Annotated in this window: 17 protein-coding genes, 1 riboswitch and 1 other annotated feature; of the genes, 15 read left to right on the forward strand and 2 right to left on the reverse strand. The window is 30.3% G+C overall.

The genetic code is table 11. From position 1 onward, the window contains the following. Positions 1-254: 254 nt before the first annotated feature. Together JHL18_RS25605 and JHL18_RS25610 are read left to right on the forward strand one after the other, a co-directional pair. Entirely contained in the window at positions 255-1,133 is an 879-nt protein-coding gene (locus JHL18_RS25605; protein ID WP_200274604.1) for a YegS/Rv2252/BmrU family lipid kinase, read from the forward strand. A gap of 558 nt (positions 1,134-1,691) precedes the next feature. Then, entirely contained in the window at positions 1,692-1,949 is a 258-nt protein-coding gene (locus tag JHL18_RS25610; protein WP_200274605.1) for a hypothetical protein, read from the forward strand. Positions 1,950-2,064: 115 nt separating this feature from the next. Here the strand turns inward: JHL18_RS25610 and JHL18_RS25615 are convergent, their stop codons facing one another. Continuing rightward, positions 2,065-4,086 carry a YgiQ family radical SAM protein gene (locus tag JHL18_RS25615; RefSeq protein ID WP_200274606.1) on the reverse strand — a complete coding sequence of 674 codons (2,022 nt, stop codon included), beginning with the start codon at positions 4,084-4,086 and terminating at the stop codon, positions 2,065-2,067. Positions 4,087-4,481: 395 nt separating this feature from the next. Further along, positions 4,482-4,647: riboswitch (M-box (ykoK) riboswitch) on the forward strand. Between the two features lie 357 nt (positions 4,648-5,004). Between JHL18_RS25615 and JHL18_RS25620 the strand changes: the two genes are divergently transcribed. The 12 genes from JHL18_RS25620 to JHL18_RS25675 all read left to right on the forward strand — a co-directional run bounded on the left by JHL18_RS25620 (position 5,005) and on the right by JHL18_RS25675 (position 20,641). Next, entirely contained in the window at positions 5,005-6,270 is a 1,266-nt protein-coding gene (locus JHL18_RS25620; RefSeq protein WP_200274628.1) for a magnesium transporter, read from the forward strand. Between the two features lie 80 nt (positions 6,271-6,350). Next, positions 6,351-6,580 (forward strand) — a binding site (T-box leader). Between the two features lie 168 nt (positions 6,581-6,748). After that, the gene (gene cysK / locus JHL18_RS25625; protein WP_200274607.1) at positions 6,749-7,657 is read left to right on the forward strand and encodes a cysteine synthase A; all 909 of its coding nucleotides are present in this window, start codon (positions 6,749-6,751) and stop codon (positions 7,655-7,657) included. A gap of 19 nt (positions 7,658-7,676) precedes the next feature. After that, complete coding sequence (gene epsC / locus JHL18_RS25630) at positions 7,677-8,258, forward strand: serine O-acetyltransferase EpsC (protein WP_200274608.1); 582 nt, start codon at positions 7,677-7,679, stop codon at positions 8,256-8,258. Positions 8,259-8,261: 3 nt separating this feature from the next. Continuing rightward, positions 8,262-9,254, forward strand: a complete 993-nt coding sequence (queG, locus tag JHL18_RS25635; protein ID WP_200274609.1) for a tRNA epoxyqueuosine(34) reductase QueG — start codon at positions 8,262-8,264, stop codon at positions 9,252-9,254. Between the two features lie 308 nt (positions 9,255-9,562). Then, the gene (gene nth, locus JHL18_RS25640; RefSeq protein ID WP_200274610.1) at positions 9,563-10,198 is read left to right on the forward strand and encodes an endonuclease III; all 636 of its coding nucleotides are present in this window, start codon (positions 9,563-9,565) and stop codon (positions 10,196-10,198) included. Between the two features lie 527 nt (positions 10,199-10,725). After that, positions 10,726-11,922, forward strand: a complete 1,197-nt coding sequence (locus JHL18_RS25645) for a PAS domain S-box protein (protein WP_207753118.1) — start codon at positions 10,726-10,728, stop codon at positions 11,920-11,922. Positions 11,923-11,945: 23 nt separating this feature from the next. After that, positions 11,946-14,723: a sensor histidine kinase gene (locus JHL18_RS25650; RefSeq protein WP_200274612.1), complete on the forward strand. Its 2,778-nt coding sequence runs from the start codon at positions 11,946-11,948 to the stop codon at positions 14,721-14,723. Positions 14,724-14,955: 232 nt separating this feature from the next. Beyond that, positions 14,956-15,858, forward strand: coding sequence for a D-alanine--D-alanine ligase (locus JHL18_RS25655; protein WP_200274613.1), 903 nt, complete (start codon positions 14,956-14,958; stop codon positions 15,856-15,858). A 587-nt stretch (positions 15,859-16,445) separates the two neighbouring features. Next, a complete protein-coding gene (locus JHL18_RS25660; RefSeq protein ID WP_200274614.1) occupies positions 16,446-17,108 on the forward strand; it encodes a phosphatase PAP2 family protein in 663 nt (220 codons plus the stop codon). Then, the gene (locus JHL18_RS25665; protein ID WP_200274615.1) at positions 17,054-17,755 is read left to right on the forward strand and encodes a response regulator transcription factor; all 702 of its coding nucleotides are present in this window, start codon (positions 17,054-17,056) and stop codon (positions 17,753-17,755) included. The genes JHL18_RS25660 and JHL18_RS25665 overlap by 55 nt, the downstream gene beginning before the upstream one ends. After that, on the forward strand, positions 17,745-19,274 hold the full coding sequence (locus JHL18_RS25670) for a sensor histidine kinase (protein ID WP_243278169.1): 1,530 nt from the start codon (positions 17,745-17,747) through the stop codon (positions 19,272-19,274). Before JHL18_RS25665 ends, JHL18_RS25670 begins: the two co-directional genes overlap by 11 nt. Positions 19,275-19,618: 344 nt before the next feature. Next, positions 19,619-20,641, forward strand: a complete 1,023-nt coding sequence (locus JHL18_RS25675) for a glycoside hydrolase family 25 protein (protein ID WP_200274616.1) — start codon at positions 19,619-19,621, stop codon at positions 20,639-20,641. Positions 20,642-20,707: 66 nt separating this feature from the next. On the opposite strand, the gene JHL18_RS25680 is transcribed toward JHL18_RS25675, so the two are convergent. Next, positions 20,708-21,748, reverse strand: coding sequence for a M42 family metallopeptidase (locus tag JHL18_RS25680; RefSeq protein WP_200274617.1), 1,041 nt, complete (start codon positions 21,746-21,748; stop codon positions 20,708-20,710). Positions 21,749-22,167: 419 nt separating this feature from the next. Here JHL18_RS25680 and JHL18_RS25685 point away from each other — a divergent pair, with 419 nt between their 5' ends. Next, a complete protein-coding gene (locus JHL18_RS25685; RefSeq protein WP_200274618.1) occupies positions 22,168-23,652 on the forward strand; it encodes a VanW family protein in 1,485 nt (494 codons plus the stop codon). The last annotated feature ends 122 nt before the right edge of the window (positions 23,653-23,774 follow it).

Consider the following 23,774-nt stretch of genomic DNA (forward strand, 5'->3'; position numbering starts at 1 on the left):
TCAATTAATGCATGTGAAAAATAAGTTGAATTAATTAAAAGTTTACTAGTACATAAAAATCGTTAATTAAATAGTTTGTTATTTGATATTTGGAATATATAACTAATATATTATAATTAAATCAAAATTTCAGGCTGACTGGACAACCTCGACATAAGTTTATAATTCTGTTATAATGTTTAATGATTGATTTTAAAAAGAATATGATGTAAAAAATGCAATAATTTTACATAGTGTTATTATGGAGGTATTGTATGAGAAAGGTGAAATTTATATATAATCCATTTTCAGGTGAAAATGTTATTCTAGATGAATTAGATAAAGTTATAAGTATACATCAAGAATATGGATATATAATTGTTCCCTACAGAATAAATAAAGAATCTGATATATCAGAAGCTCTACAGGATATTGATGAAGAATATTACTACATTTTGGTAGCTGGTGGAGACGGAACTGTGGATTCATTAGTGAACGCTATGAAGTCTAAAAATATAGATTTGCCAATTGGAATATTACCAGTAGGAACTGCAAATGATTTTGCAAAGTTTTTAGATATACCATCAGATGTAGGTTCAGCTTGTAAGAAAATATTAGATAGCTCTCCTAGGCCAGTGGATATAGGAAAAATAAATGACAAGTATTTTATAAATGTAGCAAGTACAGGTCTATTTACAGATGTTTCTCAAAAAACTGACGAAAACTTAAAAAATATGATAGGTAAGCTTGCCTATTATCTAAAAGGTTTTGAACAACTACCTAACTTCAGAAAACTTAAAGTTAAGATTTCATCTAAAGAATTAGAATATGATGGACATATGTATCTGATGTTAGTATTTAATGGGCAAACAGCAGGAAATTTTAAACTAGCTACTCGTGCTGACGCTATGGATGGCTACTTAGATGTAATAATATTTAAGGCTGTTTCTATAAAGGATTTAATACCTTTATTTATTAGAGTTATTAGAGGGGAACATTTAGATGATCCTAAGGTTATATATTATAAGACTAAAGAAATTACTATAGAAACAGATGAAGATATTGTTACTGATATAGATGGTGAAAAAGGACCAGGATTTCCGCTACGTTTAGAATGTATTGAAGGTGGCATAAAGGTTTTAGGAATAAATTAAATAATATATTAATAAATTATAAGTAAGAGTTTCTTTAAGCTTTGCAAGCATTATCATAAATAGAAAGGTATATTAGATTTTCTTTTGTTACTTATAGTAATGAAAGTGGTATATTAAGATTTGTGAAGGCTTAAGGCTAAGAACCAAAATATTAAGAGGTGTGATATGGTAGGGATATATCTATACTTTGTAATATTATTACTTATAATTTTTTTATGTATGTTTATATTGGACAAGTTGTTAAGGTGGGCACCTATAAAGATTAAGATAATATCCATTTTTATGATCTTATTTGTTATGCTAAAATATATTACTTTAATCTTACTTGCCATATTAGAAAATCAAAAATATATATATTATATTAAGTACTTAGTTTTTCTACATTATATTTATATTCCAGCAATTTTGTATATTATATATTACATTTGTAGAAGGAATGATAAGATTAAGTTTTCTAATACTTATAGTATTATAGCTATCTTTACGATATTTTACTCCATGCTGCTGGCTATTTACGAGCCTGGTATAAGCATATCGTTAAGATTTGGGTATATAATTATGTTAAAATCAGAATATGTATTTACATTAGCCTTTATTGTAGTTCCAACAATAATTCTAGCCCTAGCGATTTTAGCTTTAGATAGAAAATTTGTAAATAAGCCTGGAATTAGACTAATTATAATTGCAACTGTATTTATAATATTAGATAACTTAGTAGAGCTCTTCGGAGTAAGCTTGTATCCTTATAGTATTATAAGCGAGCTAGTGACATTATTAGTATTTAATTACTGTATGGGGTTATTTAAGAAGTTATGATACAGCAAAAAACTCACTGAAGTTATCTTCAGTGAGTTTTTTGCTGTATAGGAAAGCATAAAATTTTTATGCCGATTAAACATAGACATATCAATGATTTTAAAAGTTTTTTATTCTAGTGTACTCTTTTGCTTTTTGCTTTTGCAGAATTGCTCCTGCCATTAGTGTTTTTATCTGACTTATTACCAAAGCTCTTAACATCTTTAACATGATTTTTTTCTGAAGCTCTATTATTATGTTTTGAGTTAGAGGCTTTGTTGTTATTACTATTTTTTGTACTAGAAGAATCAGCTTTATTTGTTTTTTTACCACTACTTTTATGACTTCTTTCTTTAGCTGGAGTCCAGTCTATTAGACAGTTTTTATCTTTACCTATAAGATCTTCTCTTCCAGCTTTAAGCAATGCTTTTTTAACTAGAGAGTGATTTTTAGGAACTGCAAACTGCAGTAATGCTCTCTGCATACTTTTTTCTTCTTGGGTTTTTGGGGTATAAACATTTTCTCCGGTAAAAGGATTTACTCCAGTATAATATATTGTTGTTGATATACTTCCAGGTGTTGGGTAAAAATCTTGTACCTGTTCTGGAGTATACCCCATCTCTTTTATATAAAGTGCTAATTCAATAGCAGCTTTTAGGTCACTTCCAGGATGGGAACTCATTAGATAAGGAACTAAAAACTGTTTCATACCTATCTTCTCATTTACTTGGTAGTATTTCTTTACAAATCTATCATAGACTTCTCTTGTAGGTTTTCCCATTTGAGCTAATACTTTATCGCTAACATGTTCAGGAGCAACTTTTAGCTGTCCGCTTATATGATGTTTACAAAGTTCAGAGAAGAATTCGTTGTTTTTATCATGAATTAAATAATCATATCTTATTCCAGAACGTATAAATACCTTTTTAATACCTGGCAAAGTTCTAACTCGTCTAAGCACTCCTAAGTATTCGCTATGATCGGTTATAAGATTGCTACAAGGCTTTGGAAACATGCATTGTTTATCCTTACAAGTTCCGAACTTTTCTTGTTTTTTACAAGATTTATGCCTAAAGTTAGCAGTAGGACCACCTATATCATGTATGTATCCTTTAAAATCATCTAGAGTAGTAAGCAGTTTTGCTTCATCTACTATTGAGTCTCCACTTCTATTTTGTATTATTCTTCCTTGATGGAAAGTTAAGGCACAGAAAGAACATGAACCATAGCAGCCACGATGGCTTGTAATTGAAAACTTAACTTCATTTATTGCAGGAATTCCACCCTTTGCTTCATATATAGGATGATAGGTTCTAGTGTACGGAAGGTTATATGTTATATCCATCTCTTCTTCAGTTAAAGGAAGTTGAGGAGGATTTTGAACTAGATATCTATCTCCATGTGGTTGAATAACAGTCTTGCCGATTATTGGGTCTTGTTCGTAAGATTCTAATTTATAGCTTTCGCCATAAGCTTCCTTACTGCTTACAGTTTCTTCAAAGGAAGGAACTAATACATATTTACTAAGATCGCTTATATCTTTAGTTAGATAACATGTTCCTTTTACATCGGTAATCTTTTTTACATCCATACCGTAAGACAAAAGGTTAGCGATTTGGACTATGGTCTTTTCACCCATTCCATAACTCAACAAATCAGCCTTTGAGTCTAGGAGGATACTTCTTCTTACTTTGTTATCCCAGTAATCATAGTGAGCAAATCTTCTAAGTGATGCTTCAATACCTCCAATTACTATTGGAACATCTTTAAAGGCTTCTCTTATTCTGTTGCAATAAACAATGACAGCTCTATCTGGTCTATGGTCTGCTTCACCACCGGGTGAATAGAAGTCATCTCTTCTTTTTTTCTTTGCAGCAGTATAGTGGTTTACCATAGAATCAATATTTCCTGAGTTTACTAGGAAACCATATTTTGGTCTTCCTAACTTCTTAAAATCCTCAGAATCATGCCAATTTGGTTGAGGTATTATTCCCACGGTAAAACCATTTGCTTCTAAGGTTCTTCCGATTATAGCAGTTCCAAAGGAAGGATGGTCTACATAAGCGTCGCCAGTAACTATTATAAAATCTAATTGCTCTATATTACGTCTTTTTAAATCTTCTTTACTGATAGGTAAAAATTCTTTTGATAAATTCATTATAAGACTCCTTAAAATTATTAAATTAGTCATTTGTTATGAGATGTCTTTAAATTTAGGGTCTGTGCTACATTAACTCCAAATCTAAAAAGTAGTACATATAGGTAGACTAATTATAAAAAATGAAAAATATAAATCTATTTTGCATTATGTATATCAAATTAGTGTATTTTTATTTTTTAGTGGCATTAGCGATTTTTTCATATCACTAAGTTATATTATCATAATGCCCAATAAAATAAAAGTGGAATAAGTCAAATGGAAGAATATAAAGTAAAACGGAGAATTCCTGCGAAATTTTGTAAAAATAGATGATAAACAAATTCATATTGTAAATTTGGAGATTTTAGGTTGCATTTTGGACCTAAAGTAATATAATATATTATAGAAAGTGAATATTTCATTGTTAGGTGAGGCTCCTACAAGAATGCACGCTACTGCCCGGAAACATCGAGAGATGCCAATGGGTCAACAGGTTTTATCGAAGCAAGGTATAACTTAATGTAGCTAGACCACTTGGTCTTAAGTTTTGTAGTGCTAAAACTCAACGTAATGATATTAAGATATTAAGTTGAATTTTAGAGGCCTTATAGGGCCTTTTTCTATTTTTATGACACTAGTTATGATCTAGAATACTGATTTACTACTATACGAAAGGCTATTAAAGCATAGAGATATCTCTAATGTTAATGGTTTTTTTTAGTAAGTTAACCTTATTGGCCTGTAATTATAATGAAGATTTAACAATAAATAAATTGTTATCAGGGTGGTGAAATTAAATGGAGGGTGGCCCTCATAGTAGGTCGCAAAAAAAATTAAATAAAGTAATCTTCAATGAGTGGCTTCAGCGAAATTTATCATGAACCTTGTGTATGCTCTAGCTAAAGCCCTTATTGGATATTGAGGGAGGTTAGAATGATGAAAAGATTGTCTGTATTTCTTTATAGTTCTATACTAAATAAAAAGATCTACGATGAGTTTGATGATGTACTTGGTATCTTAAAGGATGTTTATGTTACTACAGAGGATGGGTATCCAAGAATTATTGGATATAAGATAAAGAGAGATGGCTCAGTATTTGATTATGAATTTAGAAACGTAGATGTTTATATAAAGGATAGCAGTAAGATAAGAATTGAGACCAGAGGAAGTAAGGAGATATTGCCAAGAAAATATACTTATTTGCTTACACAAAACCTTTTAGATAAAAAGATAGTTGATATAAACGGAAAAAAGGTAGTTAGAGTGAATGATTTAAGAATTGCAGAAATTGCAGGTGAGTATAGGGTTGTAGCTGTTGAAGCTGGTCAAATTGCAAGATATAGGAGAGTTGGATTAGAAAGCTTCGGAAAAATGATGCTTAAGTTTATGAAACAAGAAACTACTGATCAAGCACTAATGTGGGATGATGTAGAAACGTTAGAACTAATAAATGATAGTTTACAGCTTTCGGTACCTTATAAAAAGTTATCAAATTTACATCCAGCTGATTTGGCCGATATATTAGAAGAACTTGATGATAAGCAGAGAAAACAAGTATTTGAAAATCTGGATGATGACTTAGTAGCTGATGCTCTCGAAGAGATAGAACCAGAGTTTAAGGGGTCTATAATAAGAGATTTAAGTGTATCAAAGACAGCAGAAATACTTGAAAATATGCCAAATGATGAAATTGCAGATTTATTAGATGAGCTTAATGAAGAAGAAAGAGAAAAAATCTTAGTATCTTTAGAATCAGAAGATGCTGAGGAGGTAAAAGAACTATTAGGTTACGAAGATGAAACTGTTGGTAGTATAATGAATAAAGATTTTATATCCTTTAATATAGATGTCACAATTGAAGAAACTATAGATTTGTTAAGAGAGATGCAACCTGATGAGGAAGTTATGCATTCTGTATATATAACTGATGAAAATGAAAGGCTTCAAGGGGCAGTGACTATAAGACAGTTAGTTATGAATGGCAGAGAAATTAAGCTGCAGGATATAATGGATAAGAATATATTAAAATTTAAGCCTGATTTCCATATAGAGGATGCTATAGAACTCATAACTAAATATGATCTACTATCTGTTCCTGTAGTAGACGAAGATGATAAGCTTGTAGGTATGGTTTTAATTCATGATATTGTAGATGAATTTTTATTGCCTATCTGGAAAAAGAAAGCAAAAAAAGCGGTTTAAATTTATATAAAATTATTGTTGACATTTAATGCAATTAGCATATAATGAAATTAAGACTAAACATATCAAAATACTCAACATTAAATGCAAAGAAAAAGAAAAGTATCATAAATGAAGGTTTCAGAGAGGAAGAGATGGTGTGAATCTTCTACTTAGATTTTATGAGAAGTGCGCTTTGGAGCAGGTAGCTGAAAGTTTTAGTAGGCGATCCCGGGATGCCCGTTATAGCAAGAAAGCATGCTAGTGCTTATCGTGAGTGAGATCATTTTGATCTAAGTAGAGTGGAAACGCGAATATCTTCGTCTCTAATAAGGGATGAAGTTTTTTTTATTCTTTATTCAATTAAAAGGTTGTAGATAACTAATTTTTATATAAGATAAAGAATAGTTATTGCAAAATAAAGAATAAAAGTCTGTGGATAAATTAAAAAATAAGATAATTAATAAAATAATAAATATAATATTTGGAGGTTAGATATATGTTATTTAATAATGCATTAGAATTGCTTGGAAACACACCAGTATTAAAAGTAAATACTTTAACAGGAGAAAATTCAGCTCAGGTATACGTGAAGCTTGAAAAGTTTAATCCAGGCGGAAGTGTTAAAGATAGAGCTGCATACGGTATGATAGAAAAAGCTGAAGCTTTAGGGCTATTAAAAGTTGGAGATACTATAGTAGAACCTACAAGCGGTAATACTGGAATAGCATTAGCTATGATTGGAAAATTAAAAGGATATAAAGTTGTAATAGTAATGCCTGAGACAATGAGTAAGGAAAGAAGAGACTTAATAAAAGCTTATGGAGCTGAACTTGTATTAACAGAAGGCGCTAAGGGAATGAAAGGTGCTATAGCAAAGGCAGAAGAATTAGTAAAAGAAAATGGATATTTTATGCCACAACAATTCTTAAATGTAGCTAATCCAGAAAAGCACTATGCAACTACAGCTGAAGAAATACTTAAGGATTTACCAGACATAGATGTATTTGTTGCTGGAGTTGGTACAGGCGGAACAATATCAGGTGTTGGTAAGAAATTAAAAGAATTAAAGAGTGACGTTGTAGTAGTTGCGGTTGAACCAGAAAAATCCCCAGTAATTTCAGGAGGAGCACCTGGACCACATAAGATTCAAGGTATAGGCGCAGGGTTCATTCCAGAGATATATAACAGTGCAGTAGTTGATAAAGTTGTTCAAGTTAAAGAGGAAGATTCCTTTGCAGCTGCTAGAAACTTTGGAGCTAACGAAGGCGTACTTATAGGCATATCATCAGGTGGTGCGCTTCATGTTGCTTTAGAACTGGCTAAGGAATATGGTCCAGATAAAAAAATATTAGTAGTAGCACCAGATGGAGGAGAAAAATATCTTTCAATGGGCCTATATGAATAATATAAAGGTGTGATAATAGGTGTTTAAGAACCTTAGGTACGATATAAAAAAGATACTTGAAAATGATCCAGCAGCAAGAAGTTGGCTTGAAGTTTTACTACTTTATCCAAGTGTTCATGCAGTAAATGGGCACAGAGTATCTAGTTGGTTTTATAAAAGGAAGATGTTCTTTATAGCAAGATTAATATCTCAAGTAGTAAGACTTTTTACAGGTATAGAGATACATCCAGGTGCTCAAATAGGAAGAGGTTTGTTTATAGATCATGGTATGGGAGTGGTTATCGGAGAAACTAGTGTTATAGGTAACGATGTTGTCATATATCATGGGGTTACCCTTGGAGGCACTGGAAAAGATAAAGGTAAAAGGCACCCTACAGTTGGTGATAATGTGGTTATAGGAACAGGGGCTAAGGTTCTAGGGCCTATAAATATAGGAAATGATGTGAAAATTGGCGCTAACTCGGTGGTGCTTACAGATATACCAGCTGGTGCAACCGCTGTGGGTATACCAGCAAGATTTATTGTAAGAAATTTACCTATAATCGAGATAGAAGATTTTAGAGGTAGAAGAAAGAAAATATATAATGATATGGTGATTTAGTTTATGAATCTATCAGTTGAAATAAAAAAGTTTTGTATGAATTTGGGATTAGATACTGTTGGTTTTACTAAGTGTAGAACTTTCCATGAATTAAGAGAGTTTTATACTGAAAGAAAATTACAAGGTATAGAAAATGAATTTGAAGAAACAGATATAGAAAAAAGAATAAATCCAAATCATTATATGAGTGAGGGGAAGACTATAATATCTATAGCTTTCCCTTATCTTCATAATGCGGATTATATAGAAAATGGATTTTCTGTTTATACTAGAGGGATGGATTACCATACTGTAGTACATAGTTATCTAGAAAAAATAGTAGCTTTTATCAATGAATTAGGTGGAAGAGCAGTTGCATTTACAGACAGCAATACATTACCTGAAAGATATATTGCATATCTATCAGGGGTAGGGTTTATTGGTAAAAACAATATGATTATAACTGAAAAGTATGGATCATATGTTTTTTTAGGTGAAATAATAACAGATCTGGATATTCCAGAGTCTACAAATCGTATTTTTAATGATATAAAATATTTTACTAAGTGCGGTAGTTGCGAGATTTGTTATGAAGAATGTCCTACAAGATCAATTAATAAAAAAAAGAAGAATCCTAATATATGTATGTCTTACATAACACAGAAAAAGGAGATAGACGATAAATTTGCAAAACTAATGAATGGAAGAGTATTTGGTTGTGATAGTTGTCAAAAGAAGTGTCCGTTTAATAGAGGAAAAGAGTTTTCGCATATAAAAGAGTTTTATCCTATGAATTTTATGAATTATGATGATGTGGATAACATAATAAGTATATCTAATTCAGACTTTAAAAGTAGTTTTAAAATAACCTCCTGTGGATGGAGAGGCAAAAATGTTTTAAGAAGGAACGCTCTTATACGGAAGGCTTTGTTCCAAAACAAGGATATTGCAAATGAAGAACTTAACTCTCCATATTTAGAGCAGTATAAACTAATGATTGAAAAGCTTAAGGAATAGATTTCAATAAGCGTTTTACTAAAATTAATGTGTCACTCCTCCGATACTTTGATGAGTTTCGCAAAGAATTAATATGATTTTCTACAATGGAATAGCTAAAATTGTATAACTCACTACGTTCGGACAATACAAAATCCTTACGCTATTCCATTTCCGAAAATCATTTAATTCTAATAGCTCACTCATATAGTATCTCCAGTGTAACACATTAATTTTAAGCTACTATTTTGATTGTATATATTTAAATTTACACTAAATCTAGAGGAACTAATCAATATAATTATGGGTTCATAAATGGAGGGTACAAAATGAAGAAAAGCACGAAAAATATACTGGAACTACTAAAAGAACAGTATCCTGATGCTAAGTGTGAACTTGATTATGGGACGCCATTTCAACTTCTTGTAGCTACCATACTTTCAGCTCAGACTACTGATAAAAAAGTAAACGAAGTAACGAAAGATTTGTTTGAGAAATATCCTACGGTAGATGACTTTTTGCTTATATCTCAAGAAGAATTAGAAGATAGGATAAAACAGATAGGACTTTATAGAAATAAAGCTAAAAATATAATGATGATGTGTAGGCAGCTTAAAGAAAATTTTAATGGAGAAGTACCGGATACTATGGAAGGTATAACTTCTCTTGCTGGAGCTGGTAGGAAAACTGCTAATGTAGTGCTTTCTAATGCATTTGGAGTTCCGTCAATTGCAGTAGATACTCATGTGTTTAGAGTTTCTAATAGAATTGGCCTTGCCGATTCACAGAATGTGTATGATGTTGAGCTACAGCTTCAAAAAGAGCTTCCAAAGAAAGAATGGTCTTTGGCTCATCATTTATTAATATTTCATGGTAGAAGATGTTGTATTGCTAGAAATCCTAAATGTGAAGTATGCCCTATAAAACATATGTGTAAGTATTATAGATGTACCACTTCGATCTAAAAACTTTTTTCAAAACTCCTCTGGGTTCTGAGCGGAGAATTTGAAAATATAAACTTTATGAATTGGTACGTCCATATAATGGTAAAATTTAAAGAAAAAGCTAATGATCAGATATGGATCGTTAGCTTTTTTACTGTAAAGACCAGTTATACAAAAAAATAAAAAATTCAAGTTAGCTTAACCCAGATATTTCAATGATTCCAGAAACTTTTCAAAAAATGCTACAAAAATATACATTATTAATAAAAATGTGATTTTTTTCTGTACTTTTATAGAGAATGTGAAGGATTTTATAAGCATTTATTTTATGCATTATTATTTAATTAAAAACCCTGATAAATTTAAATAAAAAAATACAACTATATATCGATAATTGCGATAATTAAATTTTAAAAAAATGATAATTGATAGTATAATTAATTAGTAAATTACAATTTTTATAATAGGTGGATAATAATATGGGCTATTTTCTACATATACACAAAAAAATATCTAAATATGTAAAAATTAATACAAGGATAATTTTTTTGTTAATCATATTATTTGCCATATCTTTAAGGGTTTTAGAAAGATATAAATTTTACAATTTTCATGAAGTGGTAGATATACTTAAGGTTGCAATAGTAATAATATCTTTATTTTTTTTGTATGCATGTTTTAAATATCTTTCATATGAAGAGAGACCAATACCTATAGCTATTTGGTTTAGTTATATGTATTTTTGTTTTGAATTTATGTTTAGACAAGTTTTTATGAACTTAAATATAGGTGGAGCCAACAGTAATCTTATTGAAAGTATTGTTAGCTACCCATTTGCTATAGGGCTTATCTTAAGACCTATAATTATATTGTTTGCATTAATGTATAGTAGAACTAAGCTTTTTCAGACAAGGAACAAAAATAGGTTACTGCTTTTAATTGGATTAGTGCTAGGAATATGTACCACTTTCGTGGATATCTATATAATATTGCCTCGATGCTTGAATTTGTCTGAGCAAAAAATTGTAATAACATATATAAATACTTTGTTAGTAAATTCATTTGTGGTCATAATTTCAATAATATATAACATAAACAATAGAGAAGATTTTTCAAATTTATTGATATATTCAACTTTGCTGCCTATCTTTGCAAAGTATTATGCCTACTATTCGCAGGTGCAAAATTCAGTCTTTATAGTTGCGGCTGAAGTTGTCATGCTCTCTTTACTAATTACTGGGACAGTCTATTTGAAGATTTCATCTAAGAGATTAATAAGTGAAAAGTCCGATTTGGTTAGGGATTGTTATACAAATAATAGTATAATAAATAAAGTTTCTATAGATGAAAAGGTTGGAAATATGATGAAAAGTTATTCGAAAAACGTTGATAGCTTTATCCAGTCATATATGGATATTGAAGATAATTTACAAGAAATATTATTTTTAGTAGATGTATATGGAAGAATAAATTACGCATCAAAAAGATTCTACTCGCTATCTGAACTTGAAGAAGAGCGGGTAGTTGGAGCTAGTTTTTTTACTATAACTCATCCGGAAGAAATATTAAAAGCTAGGGTGCTCATTAACTTAGAAAAAAGCCACACTACACCTATAGTTCATAGAATAAGAAAGAATAATGGAAAATATATTCTTGCTGAGTCAATTGCTGATTTCATTTTTGAAGAAGGTAATATCATGGGCAAGATTATTGTATCAAGAGATATAAGTAATGAAAATCTATAAATTATTATGGAAGGATAACAAGTATGAATCATAAAAATGCAGAGAAGAATCTATCATATTTTAGTATTTATATAGGATTTATTTTTCTAATTCTTTTAGAATATGGTTCTAATATAGATATTAAAATATCCAAATCTTATATAGATGGTATGATACCAGCAGAGACTATAATCACTTTTATAGTAGCATTTATGATTTTAATATACTTTGAAGTATCAAAAAAAAGTTATATATTATTTATCGGATTAAGCACTATGACTTTATTTGGTATAAAGTTTATTGAATGTATTGAACTTATGAGTAATGGTAACGGCTTAATTAGTATATATAATCAAGCTTTTTTATCTACAAGATATAATATAATCAGTTTTATAGTTACTGTTGGCTTTATTTACTTTCTTTATCACAATAAAGAACTTAAACATATAAGTAGAGAAAGCATGTGTATATATGCTGTTTTGAGTTTCTTTATAGGAGTAGTATTTTACTATATAGATATAAAATTCTTATATGGATATTTAAGTGACAGGAGTATATATTGGAGATCAGTAGTTACGATAATAGATCTTCTTGGAATTCTTGTTCTAGCCGTTGTGTTGATTAGAAAGCAAAAAGAATACCAAGACTCTATTATGAGGTTTTTTATTGCTTCAACTATGTTTGAATTTTTTAATCATGTTTATACATTCTGTGATTTAGGACAGAGAACTGCACTTATCTATTTTTCTGATATCTTCTATATTCTATCTATTTCAACAGTTATGATCGGTATAGGTGTTTGTCTAAAAAATAAATATTTAGATGCAAAAAAAATAATAGATAATACTAATGTATTTAGAAGTGACATGCTTAAGTATTACAAGATATTACAGGAGATGCCAAGTGTTATTTTTATTTTAGATAAGCAAGGAATGATACGTTTTACTAATGTAGCTGCTGATGAATTTATTAGGGAAAATTATAGTGATGAACCAGTAGAGGGAAAAAATATTAATGATATTTTACCAAACAGAAAAAATCATTCTTTAAATAAAATTAATAAAGTTATAGATATGGAAAAACAATGGAGCGGAGAAAGTAAGTTAATTGGTAAGGATGGGAAGATTTTTTACTTTAATACATATATAAATGAGTTTGATACAGATGAAGATATCTTCTATTTAGGGGTCATGAATGATAACACTAGCTATATAGATATGTCATTGCAGCTACAGAAGAGTGAGAAAAAGTTTAGACAAATCACAGATAGTGTTCATGACTTGATATGTAAGATTGATATAGAAGGAAGGATAGATTATTGTTCTCCTTCTTATACTAACCTCTTTGGTGGGAAATATGAAGATTATAAGCGGGTACCTTGGGTACATAATGTGGTTGAAAATGATGTTGAACAAGTATTGCAAGATATGAGATTATGCTTGGAAAAAAACAAGATAGTCACAAATGAGTGTAAAATGAAGTCTGGTAAGAATACATATATTTATGTGAATTATGTTATTAATCCTGTGGAAGAAAAAGATAAAATCGATGGTGCTATTATAAGCGCTAGGAATATAACTTATAAGAAGCTAGCTGAGAAAGAATTAAAAGAGAGTGAAAGAAAGTATTCGGAAATATTCAATATGTGTCCGGATATGATATATGTACTTGACTCTAAAAGCTTAAGAATTACAGATGTAAATCCTGCGATGTGCGAACTTTTAGGTAAAAGTAAAGAGAGTATTTTAAATAGATATCTAAAGCAGGTATTTGATGATATTGACTATGAAAGTGAAGTTAATATAATTAAATACTTAAATGAAGGGTTAATAGTTAGGGGCCATGAGATATCATTTTTATTTTACGGAGAGTCTAGATACTTAGAAGTAAACTATTCACCTTTAATAGAGGATGGTGAACTTACAAAGATTATATGTTTAGCAAGAGATATTACTGAAAAGAAGAAAATGGTTGAGCTTAAGGAAGAGCATGAAAAGGATAGAAAAAAGCTAGATGAAGCTTTGCAATATGATCAACTGAAAACAGAATTTTTTGCAAATATATCTCATGAACTAAGAACTCCAATAAATGTTATATTCTCTGTTATACAAGTTTTGGATTTGTATAAGAATAGGGAAGATATAACGAAGATGCCTTACGATAAATATAGTAATGTATTAAGGCAAAACTGTTACAGATTGTTAAGGCTTATAAACAATTTGATAGATATAACTAAAATTGATGCTGGGTACTTAAAACTTAATTGCGGAGTATATGATGTAATTAAGATTGTAGAAGATATAACTATATCTGTTGTTACCTATGCTGAGAACAAAGGTATTGAAGTGATATTTGACACATTTGTAGAAGAGTTATATATCTACTGCGATCCAGACAAAATTGAAAGAATTATACTTAATCTTTTATCAAATGCTATTAAGTTTACAGATTCAAATGGAAAAATATTAGTATTGGTACAACAAATTGAGGATAATGTAAGGATAGTAATAAAAGATGATGGAAGAGGAATTCCAGAAGATCAGATAAATATCATATTTGAAAGATTTAGGCAAGTGGACAAGTCTCTAGCAAGAGAGCATGAGGGAAGTGGAATAGGACTTTCTTTAGTGAAATCTTTAGTTGAGCTACACGGAGGCACGGTCAGTGCTAAAAGTATCTTAAATAAAGGAAGTGAATTTATAATAAATCTACCAATTACTAGAATCAAAGAAATTGAGGAAACTCCAATAGTAATATCTAATGAGGATAATAGAATTGAACGAATTAATATTGAGTTTTCGGATATATATGAAATATGTTAAATAACTTATATCATTTTGAACCATCGTACATAGTATATAGTTAGAGTTGTTTATGGAAATTAAATACAATAGCTTTAAGGAATTTAATTATAGTGATATAATTAACAGGATTTTATTTTTTATCTACTCTTTATAAAATTATATTCTAGATAATCTATAGATAACTTTGTTTGATTATAACAAAAAGTTATTTAAATAAAGAGTAAACAAGAAGTTCTTTGGAGGGATTATAATGAGAGTCGGAGTTATAATGGGGGGAATATCCTCAGAAAGAGAAGTTTCTTTGAATAGCGGACAATCTATATTAGCCAATTTAGATAAGGATAAGTATGAAATTATTCCAATAGTTATAGATGCTAAAGAAGATTTATTTACAAAAGTCAAAGACATAGATTTTGCGCTGTTAGCTTTACATGGGAAATTCGGAGAAGATGGAACGGTCCAAGCGGTCCTTCAGACTATGGGAATACCTTATTCAGGATGTGATACTTTAAGTAGTGCTGTTTGTATGGATAAGGATATGACTAAGAAAATATTAAAATCGAGAGATATAAGAACTGCATCTTGGTTTAATGTTAATTCAGTAGAGGATATTGACTATGTTAAAATAGATGATCTGGGATATCCAGTAGTTGTAAAGCCTAATAATGGAGGATCATCAGTAGCTACCTTTGTAATTAAGGAAAAGTCAGAAATTGAGGGTGCGGTTATTGAGGCTTTAAAATGGGATAAAGAAGTTATGATTGAAAAATATATAAAAGGTGACGAAATAACATGTCCTATATTGGATGGAGAGATGTTTCCAGTGCTTGCCATAAAGCCTAAATCGGCTTTTTTTGATTACACATCAAAGTATTCAGATGGTGGGGCAGATGAGTTTATAGTAGAATTAGAACCTACACTTCATAAACAGGTTGAAGAAATGGCCCTAGCAACCTATAATGCTCTCAAATGCAGTGTTTATGCAAGAGTTGATATGATAGTTAGTGAGGGTATCCCGTATATATTAGAAGTTAATACATTACCTGGAATGACTAAGAATAGTCTTTTTCCCAAAAGTGCTGCAGGAAAAAATGTGGACTTTAGTAAGTTGTTAGATTTAATAATAGAAACTTCAATAAAAGAACGCGGCTAAAGATAAATTTTATAAACTAAAGCCATGATCTTTTTTACTGTCTGTGCAATTATAGAGTTTTTTGAAAGCTAAATCTATCAATATCAAAAGTTTAGAAGAGTTATTTAGGCTAGACAGTAAAAAAATAAATCGTATTCGCCCGCCAGAATTTCTTCACATACGTTCAGAAAAGGAAGATGAGGAAAAAAAGTCGCTGAAGAAGGATCGCTTCAGCGACTTTTTATTGAGGTCATGGCTTTTAACATCTTTTGGATGAATGGCATACTATTTTTATTATAGAGGTAAGTATAAAAATTGTAAGCTAGATAAATATAGATATTTTAATGCTTATTAAGATAATATTAAGAATTTACCCAATTAATTATTAAGAATTAACATGTATAATAAGAATATAGAATTAGTTGTTTGTACAATCACTATGTTTAATAGTAATATTATAGTGTGGAATTAAAGATGAACCTCCACAGGTTTATGAGAAAAGAATTTGAAAATAATAAAATTTATTACGAAGTGGTTCATCTATATACTATTTCAATGTAAAAAATATAAATTAAAAGATTAATTTGATAAAGATTAGGGAGAGTTTTATGAGAAATAAGTTAAAACATGCGCTTTTTGTTCTACCATATTTTATTATAGGAGTGTTATATCAATATTTCAATAAACCTATTAATGGTAATGTGCATAGTCTCATGACTTCTATTGATAGAAGTATACCCTTTGTTAAGGCATTTATAATTCCATATTATATATGGTATGTTTTTATTGGCTTTACTATTTTATTTCTTTTGGTCAATAATACTAGAGAATATTATAAATATGTGATTTGTTTATGCGTAAGTGAATTGATTTGCATATGTATATACTTAGTTTTTCAAACTACAGTACCTAGACCTATAGTTGATGGTAATGATTTCTTAAGCATTTTAGTAAAAAATATATATGAAATAGATAGACCATATAATTGTTTTCCAAGTATACATGTTCTTACTACATCAATAACTATGATATTTCTGTGGAAAAACAAAGACTTAAAAACTTGGTTCAAAATTATGATTCAAATAGTAGGGATTTCTATAATACTATCTACTCTATTTGTAAAACAACATGCGATTATAGATGCAGTTGCAGGAGGCATACTAGCAGTAAGTACGGTTAGATTTATAAATATTATGGAAGAGGTAGGTGTTAGGTATTGGAAAAAGAGACAATACTTATCGTTGACGACGAAAAAGAAATACGAGATTTAGTAGAGATTTATCTTAAAAACGATGGATATAACACAATAAAGGCTTCTGATGGACAGGAAGCACTTGAAGTTTTAGAAAAAAGTGATGTTGACTTAATAATATTAGATGTTATGATGCCTAAGCTTGATGGTATAGAGGCGTGTATGAAGATAAGAGAAGAAAGAAATACACCTATAATAATGTTATCTGCGAAAAGTGAGGATATGGATAAGATTTTTGGACTCACAACAGGAGCTGATGATTATCTAACTAAACCATTTAATCCATTAGAATTACTTGCAAGGGTAAAATCTCAGCTAAGAAGGTACATTAAGCTAAACAATAATGGTCCTCAGAAAAAGAAAGATAATGTTATAGAAATAGAAGATTTAACAATTAATATAGAAACTCATCAAATAGATATTAATGGTAAAGAAGTGAAACTTACTCCAATTGAGTTCGATATACTAGCTCTCTTAGCCGAAAATAGGGGGAAGGTATTTTCTATTGAAAATATTTATGAGAGTGTTTGGAATGAAAGCTTTATACAATCAGATAATACAGTTATGGTTCATATAAGAAAGATAAGAGAAAAACTTGAGGAGAACCCTAGAAAGCCTAAATATATTAAAACTGTTTGGGGAGTAGGATATAAAATTGAGAAGTAGAAAGTTTCTAAAGTTTAGATTTATCAGATGGGTATGGAACTGGAAGATAATGAAGCCAGTTAGACTAGTATTTAAGATCTTTAAGGAAAGAATGGAAAAAAGCATTAGATTTGAACTTGTTGTTGCTTTTGGAATCTGTTTTGTGATATCACTTTTAGGTTATGGTATATCTAATGATATATTAAGAGATAATTATAAATCGGCTAGCCTTGTATATGATGATAGTGAAATACAGGATAGAGCTCAGAGATTTTCTAATTATTTGATAAATACTAAGGATTTGTCTGTAGCTAATTCTAGTGATATTCAAAAAAGTGTAGAAAGGTTTTATGGTGCTAATGCAAATGAAAAAGTGATATTAACGGATTTAGATGGTAAGATTGTATACAAAACTAAGAATGTAATCCAAAATTCAGTTGATGTCTATGCAACCATAAAATACGCTATGGACTCTTATTCTAATAGGTATAACAATCAATACAGAACTGAAGGAAAGGAATTTGTAATATTTTATCCACTTAATATAAAAGATGAGAAGCTTTATCTATTTATTTTTGCAACTCCGCAAGCTAGGATGGAATATAATGAAACCTATTCATCCGATTCTATAATGGCTTTAATCATTGCAGTAGTAGTATTTGTAACAAGCTTTATATATATAACAAATAAAAAGATGAAATATATAGAGGAAATTTCAGAAGGTTTAAGGAAGATTGCAGCAGGTGATTTGAGCTTTAGGATAAATGGAAAAGGGAAAGATGAACTGAATAATCTAGCGCAAAATATTAACTATATGGCTTCTGAGATAATGAATAGAATTGAAGCAGAAAGAAAGGCTGAGAAGACAAAGAATGAACTTATAACAAATGTTTCTCATGATCTTAGAACACCTCTTACCTCTGTAATGGGATATATAGGACTTCTTAAGGATGGTAAGTACGAAAATGAAGATCAGATGAAAGAGTATATGAACATAGCTTTTAATAAATCAGAGAAAATAAAAGTACTTTTGGAAGATCTTTTTGAGTATACAAAATTAACTAATCAAGGAGTAAGTTTATATAAAGAACAAGTTAATTTAAATGAGTTTTTATCCCAACTTATAGAGGAACTTATGCCTCTTTTTGATGAAAGAGGACTTAGAATACATAAAGACTTTACAGAAGAAAAATTGGAAGCAAATCTTGATGTAAGTAAAATGCTCAGAGCTTTCGAAAATCTATTGGGAAATGCGATAAAATATTCATTTGAGAATACCAATATAACTGTAAGCTTAAAAAGAGAAAATGAATATGCACTTATATCTATAAAAAATAAGGGCGAAAATATACCAAGAGAGAAACTTGAAAAACTATTCGAAAGATTTTATAGAGCAGACGAATCCAGAACCTCTGAAAATGTTAGCGGTAGTGGTCTTGGACTTGCCATATGCAAAAATATAGTAGAGCTTCATGATGGCCGTATATGGGCAGAATGCCGAGGTAATGATATAAAGTTCTCAGTTATGGTTAGATTATAGTTTTTTATGTTGATTAGTATTATATTTGACAATGGTACATCTTTAAATAAATTTAGGTGTTCCTACGAGAGATACTATATGAACGAGCTATTAGAATTAAATGATTTTTGGAGATTAAATGGCGTTAGGAAATTGTATTGTTCGAACGTAGTGAGTTATACAATTTTAGCCATTTAATCGGAAGAAATCATATTAATTCTTTGCGAAGTTCATTAAAGTATCGGTAGTAGGAGCACCTAAATTTATTATGAGTACTATTATAAAGAAAATTTTATTATTTTGTAACGTTACTTGGACTACTTTAATATCTTAATGGTATGAGTATTATTATAGTTGGAGGAACTATGCAAAATAAAACTATGTTTAGTACCTTCGGTGCTGATATAAATGAGTATAAAGAGGGAGTTAATTTTACTATCCTCGCAAGAACTGTAGACTTTCTTTATCTTAGAGCTTCTGGATCTGGATCTGGCAGATTTAGAGTTGATAGAAAGTTTATTGAATTTGCAAGAGGCTCAAGAGCTGTAGGCATTCCAGTAGGTGCATATCACTATGCATTACCTTCTGCAGATTATGCTACAGCAGATAGTCAATGTGATGCCTTTATAGGAATCCTTCAAGATGGATTTGGTCAAGGCGATTATGGAGACTTATTTCCTGTACTTGATGTAGAAGCACCTACTAATAAATCTATTACAACGACTCAACTTGTAAACTGGGTAGATAGATTTAGAAAAAGGTTTGAGAGTAAAACGAGAAGAAGACTTATGCTTTACACAGGAGTATTTTTTGTAAATCTATATGATGATTTTAAGATACCTGGAAAAGGATATCCTCTAAGTAATATGCCACTATGGATTGCTATGTATAAAGAAATTGCAGGTAACCCACCTGTACCACCAGATATAGGCGGATGGAAGAGATGGAGGATATGGCAATATACAGAAAGTGGAGATATTCCAGGGGTTACTCCACCAGTAGACTTGAACTATGGACCGGATAGTATAGATATGCTTATGCCACCAACTGATGTGAAAGGACTTTATGCAAGATCTGATAATAAAAATATATATGTGTCATGGACAAAGAATAAAGATAAGGATCTTTTAGGATACAATATTTTTGTTAATAGTAACTATGCTGGAACTGTAGGAGTAAACGATACTTATTATGTTATACCAAAATCCAAATTTACACTTCCTGCTGGAAGACCTATAGAAATAGGTATAGAAGCGTTTGACTTTGATGGAGATTTTTCAAAGAAGAGAAACAAGTTTTTAATTCAACCAACAAGAAGTGATGATCAATTAGAATATGGAACTTATTTTGATGGAGATTATTTTATATTTGGAGAAGGTGAAAAGTAGAATAATTTATAGAATTAATAAAAAATGCCCAAATTAATTTGGGCATTTTTTTGCTGCAAATATAGATTATTTAGTTTCTGAATACTTTAATACTAGTTTTAGAGTTTCGACAAGTGAATCTAAGTGAGTTCGTTCATAGGCGTGGGACGCAAATACTCCAGGGCCTATTAAAGCGGTTCTTATATCCCATCCTGCATTTACTGCTGCTGAGGCATCAGAGCCATAGTGAGGGTATATATCTATCTTATAATTTATATCATTCTCTTTACATAAATTGATGATTTTTTTTCTTAAGTCATAATCATAAGGACCAGAAGAATCCTTTGCACATATACAAACAGCATATTCAGAGGAATTTTGCCCAGGACCAGGAGCACCCATGTCCACAGCTATAAATTCTTTTGTGTTTTCAGGTAATCCTGCTTTAGCACCATGTCCAACTTCTTCGTAAGTAGAAATGAAAAAGTATGTGTTGTATGGAAGTTTAAGATTTTTTTCGGAGATATATTTTATTGCAGTTAATAGAACTGCTACGCTAGCCTTGTCATCAAGATGTCTGCTTTTTACAAACCCTTTTTCTGTTATAGTAGCTCTAGAATCAAAGCAAATAAAATCACCAACATTTATACCTAGGCTTTCAGTATCCTCTTTGCTAAATACTTTTTCATCAAGTATCACTTCCATATTTGGAGCGATTCTCTTTAAATCCCTAGCGTCATCCCCACTTATATGAACTGATGGTTTTATAGTTTGTATAGTGCCAGTATAAGAGTTACCGTCTAAAGTTTCTATAGTACAGTTTTCACCGTCTATAGATGTCATCATAAAGCCACCAACTGGTGTGAGTTCTAAAGCACCATTACTCTTTATCTCTTTTACCATCGCACCGAGAGTGTCTATATGGCCAGAAAACACTCTATCAAAGTTTTTATCTTCTCCTTTGAAGCTTACAAGGATAGCACCTTTATTGGTTACAGTATAACTAACATTAAGTTTTTCTAGTTCGTTTATTACATATTTACGGATGTTATCAGTATATCCAGTAGGACTAGGAGTTGTTAGAAGGCTCATTAAATAAGTTTTTAATACATCTAAATCAAATTTCATTTTTTATCCCCCAAGAAAATTTTCTATATAGATTTCGGTTCGAAGTGGTACATCTATAGATTATACATCTAAAGTTATTGTATTTCCAAGTGAAGGTAAAAAATAAGCTTAGCTCGCAGTAGACTTAGACTGATTTGTGGATAATTAAATAATAAGTTTTAAGTTTTATGATAAAAATGAAAAAATATCACATTATAGATAATAAGATAAAATATCTTTGTAACTTCTACCTAAATATAAAGTTTACAATAAAAGTATATTTATTATTATTTTTTTTTATAGTATAATTAGGAGTACCATAAAGGATATACCAATCTAATTGTTAAATATTTGAAAACATTTATAATCTATTACTCATATAAGATGAAAATATGTCAAATTACTTTTAGGTGGTTCATTTATAAGAGAGGAGAAAATATATGAGCAACGAAGTAAGAAAAAATAAGAAGTTAAAGTTGGTAGTTGCTGGAACTGTAGCTGTAGTAGTGATTGGATTATCTGGAGCTGGTGTATACGCCATGACTGTAAAGAATCAAGTTGCAAAATGGGATAATAAGATATACCAAGGTGTAAAGGTTAATGATGTTGATCTTTCGGGTAAGACAAAAGAAGAAGCAGTAAAACTATTAGAAGATAGTTTTTCAAATACAATAAAGCAAAAAAAGCTTGTTGTTAAGGCATTAGACCAAAACTTTGAGCTTGACTATTCTAATTTAAATCCTCAATTTAACGTTCAAGAAATGGCTCAAAAAGCTTTAGAAGAGGGAAAAAAATTAAGTTTATTTCAGAAAAATAATATTATAAAAAACGGCACTAATAAAAATCTTCCTCTAGAGTTTAAATATGATGACAGTAAGATTAAGGCATTTGAACAGCAAATTGAGAGCAAAATAAATAAAGATCCTATAGATGCAAAAATCTCCATAAATGGAGGTAAAATAAATATTACTGATGATCAAATTGGTCGCAAAGTAAATGCCGAAGAATTGGACAAGTTGATCAAAACTAACATTAATGGCAAAATTGAGCAACAGGCGGTTGTAGAGGCTCCGATACAAGAAGCTAAACCTAAGTATCAAAAAGCAGAACTTGAAAAGATAGATGGTAAGATTTCAACATTTTCAACTAGTTTTGCTACGTCAAACGAAGGAAGATCAGCTAATGTAACCTTAGCAAGTAAATTTATAAATGCTAAGCTCTTAATGCCAGGAGATACATTTAGCTATAATGAAGCTCTTGGAGAAAGAACTATAGCTAGAGGCTATAAAGATGCAGCCATATTTGTAGGAGATAAAGTTGAACAAGGTATTGGCGGCGGTATATGCCAAGTTTCAACTACACTATATAGAGCAGCTATGAGAGCTGGTATAAGATCAACTGAAAGATATAATCATTCTATGCCTACAAGCTATTCACCTGTAGGATTAGATGCAACTGTTTATTGGGGATCATTAGACTATAAGTTTAAAAATACATATAACTTCCCTGTATATATAGAATCATATACAAGCAATAAAAATGTTTATGTTAATTTTTATGGAAGCGCATCAGGAATGGGTGGTAAAACCTATGAATTATTTGCTGATACTTTAGCAAAGTATGAACCTACAATATCAAAAGTAGATGATAGCTCACTTATGGAAGGTCAAACTCAATGGGATAAACAACCAGTTACTGGTTATAAAGTAAAGAGCTATTTAGTAACTTATCAAGATGGAAAAGAAATAGCAAGAGAAAATATAGCTACTGATAATTATCAAAAGGTAAATGGAGTTATGAAGGTAGGAACAAAGAAAGCTACACCTCCACCTGCGGCACCTCCAGCACCTCCGGCAACAACTCAAAATCCTCCAGCAACTCAAACATCAACACCACCAACAACACCACCAGCAACAAATCAATAAAAGATATTTAATTAAAAGTCATCCTTTGGGATGGCTTTTTTTACTGTAAAGAGTAGTTATACAAAAAAATAAAAAAATTATAAAATTTATTAAAAGCTAAACCTAGCAATGCCAAGGGTTTA

Source organism: Clostridium yunnanense (genome assembly GCF_016595795.1).
Classification (GTDB): domain Bacteria; phylum Bacillota; class Clostridia; order Clostridiales; family Clostridiaceae; genus Clostridium_AR; species Clostridium_AR yunnanense.

Bases quoted from the DNA above. Each gene is read 5' to 3' on its own strand.
- JHL18_RS25605 (WP_200274604.1), top strand. From the start codon at position 255: ATGAGAAAGGTGAAATTTATATATAATCCATTTTCAGGTGAAAATGTT.
- JHL18_RS25610 (WP_200274605.1), top strand. From the start codon at position 1,692: ATGTTAAAATCAGAATATGTATTTACATTAGCCTTTATTGTAGTTCCA.
- JHL18_RS25615 (WP_200274606.1), bottom strand. From the start codon at position 4,086: ATGAATTTATCAAAAGAATTTTTACCTATCAGTAAAGAAGATTTAAAA.
- JHL18_RS25620 (WP_200274628.1), top strand. From the start codon at position 5,005: ATGAAAAGATTGTCTGTATTTCTTTATAGTTCTATACTAAATAAAAAG.
- cysK (WP_200274607.1), top strand. From the start codon at position 6,749: ATGTTATTTAATAATGCATTAGAATTGCTTGGAAACACACCAGTATTA.
- queG (WP_200274609.1), top strand. From the start codon at position 8,262: ATGAATCTATCAGTTGAAATAAAAAAGTTTTGTATGAATTTGGGATTA.
- nth (WP_200274610.1), top strand. From the start codon at position 9,563: ATGAAGAAAAGCACGAAAAATATACTGGAACTACTAAAAGAACAGTAT.
- JHL18_RS25650 (WP_200274612.1), top strand. From the start codon at position 11,946: ATGAATCATAAAAATGCAGAGAAGAATCTATCATATTTTAGTATTTAT.
- JHL18_RS25655 (WP_200274613.1), top strand. From the start codon at position 14,956: ATGAGAGTCGGAGTTATAATGGGGGGAATATCCTCAGAAAGAGAAGTT.
- JHL18_RS25660 (WP_200274614.1), top strand. From the start codon at position 16,446: ATGAGAAATAAGTTAAAACATGCGCTTTTTGTTCTACCATATTTTATT.
- JHL18_RS25675 (WP_200274616.1), top strand. From the start codon at position 19,619: ATGCAAAATAAAACTATGTTTAGTACCTTCGGTGCTGATATAAATGAG.
- JHL18_RS25680 (WP_200274617.1), bottom strand. From the start codon at position 21,748: ATGAAATTTGATTTAGATGTATTAAAAACTTATTTAATGAGCCTTCTA.
- JHL18_RS25685 (WP_200274618.1), top strand. From the start codon at position 22,168: ATGAGCAACGAAGTAAGAAAAAATAAGAAGTTAAAGTTGGTAGTTGCT.